The sequence below is a fragment of the Shigella sp. SIG3 genome, assembly GCF_053555855.1.
In genome coordinates this window covers 21633-34313 of record NZ_JBQZXE010000028.1, presented here as the reverse complement: position 1 = coordinate 34313, position 12681 = coordinate 21633, and the positions used below count along the sequence as shown (strand labels likewise).

General features: G+C 51.4%; 12 protein-coding genes and 1 pseudogene. 10 read left to right on the top strand and 3 right to left on the bottom strand.

What is annotated here, in order from left to right; all coding sequences use genetic code 11:
- Both hdhA and malI read right to left on the bottom strand, forming a co-directional pair.
- Positions 1–615, bottom strand: a 615-nt coding sequence (gene hdhA, locus ACUU1I_RS07880; RefSeq protein ID WP_032157049.1) for a 7-alpha-hydroxysteroid dehydrogenase, incomplete at its 3' end; no start/stop codon positions are given.
- Between the two features lie 111 nt (positions 616–726).
- Positions 727–1755 (bottom strand): mal regulon transcriptional regulator MalI, encoded by a 1029-nt coding sequence (gene malI, locus ACUU1I_RS07875; RefSeq protein WP_000179510.1) that lies wholly within the window; start codon positions 1753–1755, stop codon positions 727–729.
- 174 nt (positions 1756–1929) lie between these two features.
- Between malI and malX the strand changes: the two genes are divergently transcribed.
- From malX to add, 3 genes are all read left to right on the top strand, one after another.
- On the top strand, positions 1930–3522 hold the full coding sequence (gene malX, locus ACUU1I_RS07870; RefSeq protein ID WP_000125616.1) for a PTS maltose transporter subunit IICB: 1593 nt from the start codon (positions 1930–1932) through the stop codon (positions 3520–3522).
- Positions 3523–3531: 9 nt separating this feature from the next.
- A complete protein-coding gene (gene malY, locus ACUU1I_RS07865; RefSeq protein ID WP_000459409.1) occupies positions 3532–4704 on the top strand; it encodes a bifunctional maltose regulon transcriptional repressor/cystathionine beta-lyase MalY in 1173 nt (390 codons plus the stop codon).
- A 102-nt stretch (positions 4705–4806) separates the two neighbouring features.
- Positions 4807–5808: an adenosine deaminase gene (gene add, locus ACUU1I_RS07860; protein ID WP_000567518.1), complete on the top strand. Its 1002-nt coding sequence runs from the start codon at positions 4807–4809 to the stop codon at positions 5806–5808.
- Between the two features lie 35 nt (positions 5809–5843).
- Here the strand turns inward: add and ACUU1I_RS07855 are convergent.
- A pseudogene (locus ACUU1I_RS07855) lies at positions 5844–6884 on the bottom strand (oxidoreductase).
- Between the two features lie 242 nt (positions 6885–7126).
- Here ACUU1I_RS07855 and blr point away from each other — a divergent pair.
- The 7 genes from blr to rsxD all read left to right on the top strand — a co-directional run bounded on the left by blr (position 7127) and on the right by rsxD (position 12680).
- Complete coding sequence (blr, locus tag ACUU1I_RS07850; RefSeq protein ID WP_001300888.1) at positions 7127–7252, top strand: division septum protein Blr; 126 nt, start codon at positions 7127–7129, stop codon at positions 7250–7252.
- Between the two features lie 272 nt (positions 7253–7524).
- A complete protein-coding gene (gene ydgT, locus ACUU1I_RS07845) occupies positions 7525–7740 on the top strand; it encodes a transcription modulator YdgT (RefSeq protein ID WP_000217950.1) in 216 nt (71 codons plus the stop codon).
- An 85-nt stretch (positions 7741–7825) separates the two neighbouring features.
- Positions 7826–8266 carry a DUF2569 domain-containing protein gene (locus ACUU1I_RS07840; RefSeq protein ID WP_005050275.1) on the top strand — a complete coding sequence of 147 codons (441 nt, stop codon included), beginning with the start codon at positions 7826–7828 and terminating at the stop codon, positions 8264–8266.
- Positions 8267–8342: 76 nt separating this feature from the next.
- Entirely contained in the window at positions 8343–8924 is a 582-nt protein-coding gene (gene rsxA / locus ACUU1I_RS07835; RefSeq protein ID WP_000133205.1) for an electron transport complex subunit RsxA, read from the top strand.
- A complete protein-coding gene (gene rsxB / locus ACUU1I_RS07830; RefSeq protein WP_000991809.1) occupies positions 8924–9502 on the top strand; it encodes an electron transport complex subunit RsxB in 579 nt (192 codons plus the stop codon). Before rsxA ends, rsxB begins: the two co-directional genes overlap by 1 nt.
- A complete protein-coding gene (rsxC, locus tag ACUU1I_RS07825; RefSeq protein ID WP_000915822.1) occupies positions 9495–11621 on the top strand; it encodes an electron transport complex subunit RsxC in 2127 nt (708 codons plus the stop codon). Before rsxB ends, rsxC begins: the two co-directional genes overlap by 8 nt.
- Positions 11622–12680 carry an electron transport complex subunit RsxD gene (gene rsxD / locus ACUU1I_RS07820; protein WP_000231929.1) on the top strand — a complete coding sequence of 353 codons (1059 nt, stop codon included), beginning with the start codon at positions 11622–11624 and terminating at the stop codon, positions 12678–12680. It abuts the gene before it with no gap.
- Position 12681 lies beyond the last annotated feature (1 nt).

Below are 12681 nucleotides of genomic sequence, written 5' to 3'. Positions count from 1 at the left end.
AATTTCTGGTGTAATAACGGATTTCAGGGCATCGGTTAATATTGCCCCCGGCGCAATGCCATTCACCCGAATATTTTTTTCACCCAGGTCAAATGCCATATTTCTGACCAGATGACTGGCCGCAGCTTTAGATGATGCATAGGAAGTCATGTTTATATTTTTATTTTCTGCCGCCATAGAAGTGATGGTCAGAATAACGCCACCGCCATTTTTTTCCATTTCTGGCGCAACAAGTTGTGACAGATGGAAAAAAGAAAACACATTCAGTTCATAAGCACGGCGAAAATCTGCCATTGGCATATCAAACGGTTTAGGACCACCGCCACCGACGTTGTTAACCAGGATATCAACTTTACCCAGTTTACTGACGGCAAAGTCTGCCAGTGCAGAGAGTTCCTGTTCGGAAGTAATATCACAACGCCAGGAAAATGCCTGACCACCCAGTTGTTGAATTTCGTCTACAACATGGTTAGCTGCGTCGGCGTTAATATCACTGACCACCACAGATGCGCCAGCTGTCGCGAATGTAATGGCGATTTCTTTACCAATACCTGCACCCGCACCTGTGATGATGGCGCATTTTCCGTCGAGTCTCAGGTTGTCAGAATTAAACACATAAACCTCCTGTGAACTTCAGTAAAAATAAAAGGCACCGCCTGTGTGCCACATTTTTTATCATTAACCTTGAGGAAAGGACACTACCAAGTATAGCAGATAAAGAGAGGATTATTTCGCCGCAATGAGCCGGGCGGGAATAATAAGATTGCGTGAATGCGTCTCTTCATGGGTGATTTTTTGCATCATGCGATCCGCAAGTGTGATACCAAGTTCCCGCGCTGGCGTGCTGGCCCAGGTAACAGGTATATCATCAAGTGTGGTTGGTGTCGCATCGGTAAATGCCGCCAGAGAAACCTGTTGCTCAAAGTAACGATCGACTCCGCTTTCCCCGCTTTGCCGCCCTGCTTTCAGCAAACCAAACCATGCCCCCATCGCAATAGTTTCGTTATAGCAAACCACGGCACTGATGGTCGGGTTATGACGTAAAAGCGCCGTGATAGCTTCCGCGGCTTGCTTCTGGCTGGAAGTGCACTCCAACACCCAATCGCTGTGAAACGGCAGGCCAAATTTTAGTAGAGTTGCACAATAGCCCCCCACCCGTTCTGCACGGGTTAATGAGGAACTTTGCCCTCCCAGCCAGGCGATCCGCTGATGCCCATTGCGAATGAGATGCTCCGTCAACAACTGTGCAGCCTGCATGTTGTCCGGGCGAACCGTATCAACATCATCAAGATAACTGGCACGGGAAGCGAAAATCACCGGGATAGCTTTTTCTTCTGCCATCCGCCGCAGGTCATCGCTGCTTCCTGCAGCCCCGGCAATTACCACACCATCGACACCCTGATTCAGTAACAGTGAAAACCGCTGTGCCAGCTGCTCGCCGTCTTTACCGCCGTGAAGCAAAAAAACCATCCGTCCCTGCGCTTCCAGAGCTTCCGTCAATCCGGCCGTCAATTCGGCGTAAAACGGCGCAGATAAATCACGGACGATCAAACCAATGACGCCGCTTTGCCCGCCGCGCAGCGCCGACGCCTGGCGATTGCGCACAAATCCCAGCTCTTCAATGGCGGCGTTAACGCGTTCTCCTGTGGCGGTAGAGATTCGCCCTTTGCCACTAAGCACCAGCGAAACGGTACTTACCGACACGCCCGCAGCCAGCGCAACATCATGAATGGTTATTTTTTTGGCGGTAGCCATGCAGATGACCTACTCCCTGATTATGTGACAGATAAAACGTTTTACCTTTTATTTATCTTATACCCGCTATTATCGTTGCGTAATGTGATTTATGACTCACTAAAATTTGATAAAACGTTTTATCTTCTCGCGCAATTTACTGAATCCAGATTGTTCTCTACGAGGAGTCGTTTTATGACGGCGAAAACAGCACCGAAAGTCACGCTGTGGGAGTTCTTCCAGCAGTTAGGCAAAACCTTCATGTTACCCGTGGCATTATTGTCGTTCTGCGGCATTATGCTCGGCATTGGTAGTTCTCTTAGCAGCCATGATGTCATAACCCTGATCCCGGTCCTGGGCAACCCCGTGTTGCAGGCTATCTTTACCTGGATGAGTAAGATTGGCTCGTTTGCTTTTAGTTTCCTGCCTGTCATGTTCTGTATCGCCATCCCGCTGGGCCTGGCACGCGAAAATAAAGGCGTAGCGGCATTCGCTGGCTTCGTCGGTTATGCGGTAATGAACCTCGCGGTAAACTTCTGGTTGACCAATAAAGGCATTCTGCCAACCACAGATGCCGCCGTTCTGAAAGCCAATAACATCCAGAGCATTCTTGGGATCCAGTCGATCGATACCGGGATCCTCGGTGCGGTGATCGCCGGTATTATCGTCTGGATGCTGCATGAGCGTTTCCATAATATCCGCCTGCCGGATGCGCTGGCATTCTTCGGCGGTACGCGCTTCGTACCAATTATCTCCTCGCTGGTGATGGGCCTTGTCGGCCTGGTGATTCCATTAGTCTGGCCGATTTTCGCCATGGGTATTAGCGGCTTGGGCCATATGATAAACAGCGCGGGTGATTTCGGACCGATGCTGTTTGGTACCGGTGAACGTCTGCTGTTACCGTTTGGTCTGCATCACATTCTGGTGGCATTAATTCGCTTTACCGACGCAGGCGGCACGCAGGAGGTCTGCGGTCAAACCGTCAGCGGCGCACTGACCATCTTCCAGGCGCAATTGAGTTGCCCGACCACTCACGGTTTTTCTGAAAGCGTCACGCGTTTCCTTTCGCAAGGTAAAATGCCTGCGTTTCTCGGCGGTCTGCCAGGTGCAGCGTTAGCTATGTATCACTGCGCGCGCCCGGAAAATCGCCATAAAATTAAAGGTCTGCTGATTTCTGGCCTGATCGCCTGCGTCGTTGGCGGCACTACCGAACCGCTGGAATTCCTGTTCCTGTTCGTAGCGCCAGTTCTGTATGTCATCCACGCGCTGTTAACCGGCCTCGGCTTCACCGTCATGTCTGTGCTCGGCGTCACCATCGGTAATACCGACGGCAATATCATCGACTTCGTGGTGTTCGGTATTTTGCATGGTCTGTCAACCAAGTGGTACATGGTGCCAGTGGTGGCGGCAATCTGGTTTGTCGTTTACTACGTCATCTTCCGTTTCGCTATCACCCGCTTCAATCTGAAAACCCCGGGGCGCGATAGCGAAGTTGCCAGCTCAATCGAAAAAGCCGTTGCCGGTGCGCCGGGTAAATCAGGTTACAACGTTCCTGCAATCCTCGAAGCATTAGGCGGTGCCGACAATATTGTCAGCCTCGATAACTGCATTACCCGTCTGCGTTTGTCTGTGGAAGATATGTCGCTTGTTAATGTGCAAGCACTGAAGGACAATCGGGCAATTGGCGTAGTACAACTTAATCAACATAACCTGCAGGTTGTTATCGGGCCACAAGTTCAGTCAGTAAAAGATGAAATGGCCGGTCTGATGCATACTGTCCAGGCATAAGGATAAGATATGTTCGATTTTTCAAAGGTCGTGGATCGTCATGGCACATGGTGTACACAGTGGGATTATGTCGCTGACCGTTTCGGCACTGCTGACCTGTTACCGTTCACGATTTCAGACATGGATTTTGCCACTGCCCCCTGCATTATCGAGGCGCTGAATCAGCGCCTGATGCACGGCGTATTTGGCTACAGCCGCTGGAAAAACGATGAGTTTCTCGCGGCTATTGCCCACTGGTTTTCCACCCAGCATTACACCGCAATTGATACGCAGACGGTGGTGTATGGCCCTTCTGTCATCTATATGGTTTCAGAACTGATTCGTCAGTGGTCTGAAACAGGTGAAGGCGTGGTGATCCACACGCCCGCCTATGACGCATTTTACAAGGCCATTGAAGGTAACCAGCGCACAGTAATGCCCGTTGCTTTAGAGAAGCAGGCTGACGGCTGGTTTTGCGATATGGGCAAGCTGGAAGCCGTTTTGGCGAAACCAGAATGTAAAATTATGCTCCTGTGTAACCCACAGAATCCTACCGGGAAAGTGTGGACGTGCGATGAGCTGGAGATCATGGCTGACCTGTGCGAGCGTCATGATGTGCGGGTTATTTCCGATGAAATCCATATGGATATGGTCTGGGGCGAGCAGCCGCATATTCCCTGGAGTAATGTGGCGCGGGGAGACTGGGCGTTGCTGACGTCGGGATCGAAAAGTTTCAATATTCCCGCGCTGACCGGTGCTTACGGGATTATAGAAAATAGCAGCAGCCGTGATGCCTATTTATCGGCACTGAAAGGACGTGATGGGCTTTCTTCCCCTTCGGTACTGGCGTTAACTGCCCATATCGCCGCCTATCAGCAAGGTGCACCGTGGCTGGATGCCTTACGCGTCTATCTGAAAGATAACCTGACGTATATCTCAGATAAAATGAACGCCGCGTTTCCTGAACTCAACTGGCAGATCCCGCAATCCACTTATCTGGCCTGGCTTGATCTACGTCCGTTGAATATTGACGACAACGCGTTGCAAAAAGCGCTTATCGAGCAAGAAAAAGTCGCGATCATGCCGGGGTATACCTATGGTGAAGAAGGTCGTGGTTTTGTCCGTCTCAATGCCGGCTGCCCACGTTCGAAACTGGAAAAAGGTGTGGCTGGATTAATAAACGCCATCCGCGCTGTTCGCTAACCCCAATTGCGCAACGTAAAAATCGTTGCGCAATCGTGGATTTTTACCCTGCTTTGTTTTTATAATGGTGCGCACTTTTATATCCAGAAAAAGAGTGCGACCATGATTGATACCACCCTGCCATTAACTGATATCCATCGCCACCTTGATGGCAACATTCGTCCCCAGACCATTCTTGAACTTGGCCGCCAGTATAATATCTCGCTTCCTGCACAATCCCTTGAAACACTGATTCCCCACGTTCAGGTCATTGCCAACGAACCCGATCTGGTGAGCTTTCTGACCAAACTTGACTGGGGCGTTAAAGTTCTCGCCTCTCTTGATGCCTGCCGCCGCGTGGCATTTGAAAACATTGAAGATGCAGCCCGTAACGGCCTGCGCTATGTCGAGCTGCGTTTTTCACCAGGCTACATGGCAATGGCACATAAGCTGCCTGTAGCGGGTGTTGTCGAAGCGGTGATCGATGGCGTACGTGAAGGTTGCCGCACCTTTGGTGTGCAGGCGAAGCTTATCGGCATTATGAGCCGAACCTTCGGCGAAGCCGCCTGTCAGCAAGAGCTGGAGGCCTTTTTAGCCCACCGTGACCAGATTACCGCACTTGATTTAGCTGGTGATGAACTTGGATTCCCGGGAAGTCTGTTCCTTTCTCACTTCAACCGCGCGCGTGATGCGGGCTGGCATATTACCGTCCATGCAGGCGAAGCTGCCGGGCCGGAAAGCATCTGGCAGGCGATTCGTGAACTGGGTGCGGAGCGTATTGGACATGGCGTAAAAGCCATTGAAGATCGGGCGCTGATGGATTTTCTCGCCGAGCAACAAATTGGTATTGAATCCTGTCTGACCTCCAATATTCAGACCAGCACCGTAGCAGAGCTGGCTGCACATCCGCTGAAAACGTTCCTTGAGCATGGCATTCGTGCCAGCATTAACACTGACGATCCCGGCGTACAGGGAGTGGATATCATTCACGAATATACCGTTGCCGCGCCAGCTGCTGGGTTATCCCGTGAGCAAATCCGCCAGGCACAGATTAATGGTCTGGAAATGGCTTTCCTCAGCGCAGAGGAAAAACGCGCACTGCGAGAAAAAGTCGCCGCGAAGTAACAAAAATGGATGGTGCAAATTGCACCATCCATTTTTCACGCAAGGCACAACGTCGCGCGATGTTTGGCGGATTCGATGCCCAGCTCAATCAACTCCATTACCTGGATTGCCTAGCTTGCCGGAACCGGATTTTCACCATCGCCATTTAACGCATCACGAATCGCCGCATAGTAAGCCGGATAATTCCCAGGCACCGTCAACAGCGTTTCTTCGACACGTTCCTCACCTTCCACGCGGGTAAGTACGCCATCACGCATATCGTAGCCCCAGTCTTCCTGCGGCAGACGCTCGCCATTTTTCAGACGTTCTTCCTGTGGATCGAGGCCATATTTCACATAACTGCCTCGGGATCCATGCACGATATACCGTGCTGACTCAGCGGCTGCCAGCATGGTACCGTGTAAAATGACTCGCCGCTGTGGATAGGACAAGATGGCGTGGAAATAATCGGTCGACTGCGCTCCGGGCCGTAACTGTGCCAAATCTACCGTCATGCTGACCGGTAAACCAAATAGCGTAATGGCCTGATCAAGAAGATGCGGTGCTAAATCGTACCAGATACCGCTGCCTGGGCCGCCCTGTTCACGCCAACGATCGCGCACCTGCGGACGGAAGCGGTCAAAATGAGACTCAAAGTAAGCAACTTCACCCAGCACGCCTTCCGCGAGCAAACCTTTTAGCGTCAAGAAATCGCTATCCCAACGACGGTTATGGAATACAGACAGCACACGCCCCAGGCTTTTTGCCAGCGCATCCAGCTCTCGCGCTTGTGACAGTGTCACGGTAAAGGGTTTATCAACGACCACATGTTTACCCGCCTCAAGCGCCGCTTTGGCTAACGGGAAATGGGTATCGTTGGGTGTAGGAATGACAATCAGGTCTATGTTGGGATCGTTAAACAGATGCTTCGGCTCAGAGACAACCGTAACCGTTGGCCAGTCGGCTTTTACTTTTGTTTCATCACTGCTGGAGATTACCGCCAGTTCCAGCCCGGGCGTGCCCGCAATCAGGGGCGCATGGAAGGTTTTGCTCGCATAACCATACCCAATCAACCCAACACGGATGTTGTCGCTCATGTCATTGCCTCTCATTGAAGTATGATGGCTATTTGACACTATCCTTTACCCACGCTCAACAGTTTAATAACCTGCCAGCAATAAGGGATGTTGTTTAACTTAAGTCAAAAAAATAGCGAATTTTCCAACGACAAAAGCTAAATATCGCAAAAACCTCAGTAAAAATCTTGCTGGAGCTATTATTGCTAAGTAACATTTACCCCCTGAAGTTAATGGATCAATCAAGAGAGATGTGGGCTGTAATGAATCGTCTTATTGAATTAACAGGTTGGATCGTTCTTGTCGTTTCAGTCATTCTTCTTGGCGTGGCGAGTCACATTGACAACTATCAGCCACCTGAACAGAGTGCTTCGGTACAACACAAGTAAGCTCTGCACTTGTGGAGCGACATGCTGCCCGTCCGGGTGCATGTTTTCACTTGTCGGATATTAAACCAGGAATTTATTATCTTGTTCGATGTTGTTGGTGATTGTCAGGGATAGTAAAGCGCGTTACTCTTTTCAGAGCAGTTTTTCATCCCTGAATATTTGCCATCAGCGCATTCTTATTATTGTAATAACACAAGCGTTCACTTTTGGTGAAATTTTATCATCACTAATAATACCTACCCCTTTGGTATTAATTATTTTATGGACCTTTTATGACTGTTCAGGACTACTTATTAAAATTTCGCAAAATCAGTTCACTCGAAAGTCTGGAAAAACTCTACGACCATCTTAATTACACCCTGACGGACGATCAGGAACTGATCAATATGTATCGTGCTGCCGATCACCGTCGCGCAGAGCTGGTTTCTGGCGGGCGTTTGTTTGACCTCGGCCAGGTACCGAAGTCCGTCTGGCACTATGTCCAATAAAGAAAGTAGCGATCGGTTATAAAAGCCTTATAATAACGCCCCTAAAATTAGATTTGCCTGTTTGCGTCGCTATTCTGGAGAACCTATGACCACCACAACGCCACAACGTATTGGAGGCTGGTTGCTTGGCCCGTTGGCCTGGCTTTTAGTCGCTCTGTTGAGTACGACGCTGGCGTTGTTGCTGTATACCGCTGCGTTATCTTCTCCGCAAACATTTCAAACGCTCGGCGGACAAGCACTGACGACACAAATCTTATGGGGCGTTTCTTTTATTACCGCTATCGCCATGTGGTATTACACACTGTGGTTGACCATCGCTTTCTTTAAACGTCGGCGTTGTGTTCCTAAACACTATATTATCTGGCTGCTTATTTCCGTATTGCTGGCAGTAAAAGCATTCGCTTTTTCACCCGTGGAAGTTGGCATAGCCGTTCGCCAGTTGCTGTTTACTTTGTTGGCAACCGCATTGATCGTCCCCTATTTCAAACGCTCGTCGCGGGTAAAAGCGACGTTTGTGAATCCGTAATAACCTTACAGTTAACCTGTTGTCGCCTGCTCTGGATTAACGGATAATAGGCGGCTTTTTTATTTCAGGCCGAAAAATGACTGACTACCTGTTACTGTTTGTCGGAACTGTACTGGTCAATAACTTTGTACTGGTCAAGTTTCTCGGTCTCTGTCCGTTTATGGGGGTTTCCAAAAAACTGGAAACCGCGATGGGCATGGGGCTGGCAACAACGTTTGTGATGACGCTGACGTCTATTTGCGCCTGGCTTATCGATACGTGGATTTTGATCCCACTTAATCTGATTTACCTACGCACCCTGGCATTTATTCTGGTGATTGCTGTGGTCGTGCAGTTCACCGAGATGGTGGTGCGCAAAACCAGCCCGGTGCTTTACCGTCTGCTGGGGATTTTTTTGCCGCTTATCACCACCAACTGTGCAGTGCTCGGCGTGGCGTTGCTGAATATCAATCTCGGGCACAATTTCTTGCAGTCGGCGCTGTACGGTTTTTCCGCCGCTGTCGGTTTCTCGCTGGTGATGGTGCTCTTCGCCACCATCCGCGAACGCCTTGCTGTGGCTGATGTCCCGGCACCTTTTCGCGGTAATGCCATTGCGTTAATTACCGCAGGTCTTATGTCTCTGGCCTTTATGGGCTTTAGTGGTTTGGTGAAGTTGTAATGAATGCTATCTGGATTGCCGTTGCCGCCGTGAGCCTGCTGGGCCTGGCGTTTGGCGCCATTCTGGGTTATGCCTCCCGCCGTTTTGCGGTGGAAGACGATCCGGTCGTTGAGAAAATTGACGAAATCTTACCGCAGAGCCAGTGTGGTCAGTGCGGTTATCCCGGCTGTCGCCCCTACGCGGAAGCCATCAGCTGTAACGGTGAAAAAATCAACCGTTGCGCCCCAGGTGGCGAAGCTGTGATGCTAAAAATTGCCGAGTTGCTTAATGTCGAGCCGCAGCCGCTGGATGGCGAAGCGCAAGAGCTAACGCCTGCGCGGATGGTGGCGGTTATTGATGAAAATAACTGTATTGGCTGCACTAAATGTATTCAGGCTTGTCCGGTAGACGCCATCGTTGGCGCTACCCGTGCCATGCATACGGTAATGAGTGATCTCTGTACGGGCTGCAATTTATGTGTTGATCCGTGCCCGACGCACTGCATCTCGTTGCAACCGGTCGCAGAAACACCTGACTCCTGGAAATGGGATCTGAACACCATTCCCGTGCGTATCATTCCCGTGGAACACCATGCTTAAGTTATTCTCTGCATTCAGAAAAAATAAAATCTGGGATTTCAACGGCGGCATCCATCCACCGGAGATGAAAACCCAGTCCAACGGTACCCCCCTGCGCCAGGTACCACTGGCGCAGCGTTTTGTTATTCCACTGAAACAGCATATTGGCGCTGAAGGTGAGTTGTGCGTTAGCGTCGGCGATAAAGTATTGCGCGGCCAGCCGCTTACCCGTGGTCGCGGCAAAATGCTGCCTGTTCACGCGCCCACCTCGGGTACCGTTACGGCTATTGCGCCCCACTCTACGGCTCATCCTTCAGCTTTAGCTGAATTAAGCGTGATTATTGATGCCGATGGTGAAGACTGCTGGATCCCGCGCGACGGCTGGGTCGATTATCGCTCTCGCAGTCGCGAAGAGTTAATCGAGCGCATACATCAGTTTGGTGTTGCCGGGCTGGGCGGTGCCGGATTCCCGACAGGCGTTAAATTGCAGGGTGGTGGAGATAAGATTGAAACGTTGATTATCAACGCTGCTGAGTGCGAGCCGTACATTACCGCCGATGACCGTTTGATGCAGGATTGCGCGGCTCAGGTCGTAGAGGGTATTCGCATTCTTGCGCATATTCTGCAGCCACGCGAAATTCTTATCGGCATTGAAGATAACAAACCGCAGGCGATTTCCATGCTGCGCGCGGTGCTGGCGGACTCTAACGATATTTCTCTGCGGGTGATTCCAACCAAATATCCTTCTGGCGGTGCTAAACAATTAACCTACATTCTGACCGGGAAGCAGGTTCCACATGGCGGGCGTTCATCCGATATCGGCGTATTAATGCAAAACGTCGGCACTGCTTATGCAGTGAAACGTGCCGTTATTGATGGCGAGCCGATTACCGAGCGTGTTGTAACCCTGACTGGCGAAGCAATCGCTCGCCCGGGCAACGTCTGGGCACGGCTGGGAACGCCAGTGCGTCATTTATTGAATGATGCCGGATTCTGCCCCTCTGCCGATCAAATGGTGATTATGGGTGGCCCGCTAATGGGCTTTACCTTGCCATGGCTGGATGTCCCGGTCGTAAAGATTACCAACTGTCTGTTGGCTCCCTCTGCCAATGAACTTGGCGAACCACAGGAAGAACAAAGCTGCATCCGGTGTAGCGCCTGTGCTGACGCCTGCCCTGTGGATCTTTTGCCGCAACAGTTGTACTGGTTCAGCAAAGGTCAGCAACACGATAAAGCTACCACGCATAACATTGCCGACTGCATTGAATGTGGGGCTTGCGCGTGGGTTTGCCCGAGCAATATTCCCTTGGTGCAATATTTCCGTCAGGAAAAAGCTGAAATTGCGGCTATTCGTCAGGAAGAAAAGCGCGCCGCAGAAGCCAAAGCGCGTTTCGAAGCGCGCCAGGCTCGTCTGGAGCGCGAAAAAGCGGCTCGCCTTGAACGACATAAGAGCGCAGCCGTTCAACCTGCAGCCAAAGATAAAGATGCGATTGCTGCCGCTCTGGCGCGGGTGAAAGAGAAACAGGCCCAGGCTACACAGCCTATTGTGATTAAAGCGGGCGAACGCCCGGATAACAGTGCAATTATTGCAGCACGGGAAGCCCGTAAAGCGCAAGCCAGAGCGAAACAGGCAGAACTGGAGCAAACTAACGACGCAGCAACCGTTGCTGAACCACGTAAAACTGCCGTTGAAGCAGCTATCGCCCGCTCCAAAGCGCGCAAGCTGGAACAGCAACAGGCTAATGCGGAACCAGAAGAACAGGTCGATCCGCGCAAAGCCGCCGTCGAAGCCGCTATTGCCCGTGCCAAAGCGCGCAAGCTGGAACAGCAACAGGCTAATGCGGAACCAGAAGAACAGGTCGATCCGCGCAAAGCCGCCGTCGAAGCCGCTATTGCCCGCGCCAAAGCACGCAAGCTGGAACAGCAACAGGCCAATGCGGAGCCAGAAGAACAGGTTGATCCGCGCAAAGCTGCCGTCGAAGCCGCTATTGCCCGCGCCAAAGCACGCAAGCTGGAACAGCAACAGGCTAATGCGGAACCAGAAGAACAGGTCGATCCGCGCAAAGCCGCAGTTGCCGCGGCTATTGCCCGCGTTCAGGCCAAAAAAGCCGCCCAGCAAAAGGTTGTAAACGAGGACTAAATGGTATTCAGAATAGCTAGCTCCCCTTATACCCATAACCAGCGCCAGACATCGCGCATTATGCTATTGGTGTTGCTCGCAGCCGTGCCAGGAATCGCAGCGCAACTGTGGTTTTTTGGTTGGGGTACTCTCGTTCAGATCCTGTTGGCGTCGGTCAGTGCTCTGTTAGCCGAAGCTCTCGTACTCAAACTACGCAAGCAGTCGGTAGCCGCAACGTTGAAAGATAACTCAGCATTGCTGACAGGCTTATTGCTGGCGGTAAGTATTCCCCCCCTAGCGCCATGGTGGATGGTCGTACTGGGTACGGTGTTTGCGGTGATCATCGCTAAACAGTTGTATGGCGGTCTGGGGCAAAACCCGTTTAATCCGGCAATGATTGGTTATGTGGTCTTACTGATCTCCTTCCCGGTGCAGATGACCAGCTGGTTACCGCCACATGAAATTGCGGTCAACATCCCTGGTTTTATCGACGCCATACAGGTTATTTTCAGCGGTCATACCGCCAGTGGTGGTGATATGAATACGCTACGCTTAGGTATTGATGGCATTAGTCAGGCGACACCGCTGGATACATTCAAAACCTCTGTCCGCGCAGGTCATTCGGTTGAACAGATTATGCAATATCCGATCTACAGCGGTATTCTGGCGGGCGCTGGTTGGCAATGGGTAAATCTCGCCTGGCTGGCTGGTGGCGTGTGGTTGCTATGGCAGAAAGCGATTCGCTGGCATATTCCCCTCAGCTTCTTAGTAACGCTGGCGTTATGCGCAACGTTGGGCTGGTTGTTCTCACCAGAAACACTGGCAGCACCGCAAATTCATCTGCTGTCTGGTGCGACTATGCTCGGCGCATTCTTTATTTTGACTGACCCAGTTACTGCTTCTACGACCAATCGTGGTCGGCTGATGTTCGGCGCGCTGGCGGGCTTATTAGTCTGGTTGATCCGCAGTTTCGGCGGCTATCCTGACGGCGTGGCTTTTGCCGTCCTGCTGGCGAACATCACGGTTCCTCTGATCGATTACTACACGCGTCCGCGCGTCTACGGCCATCGCAAAGGGTAAA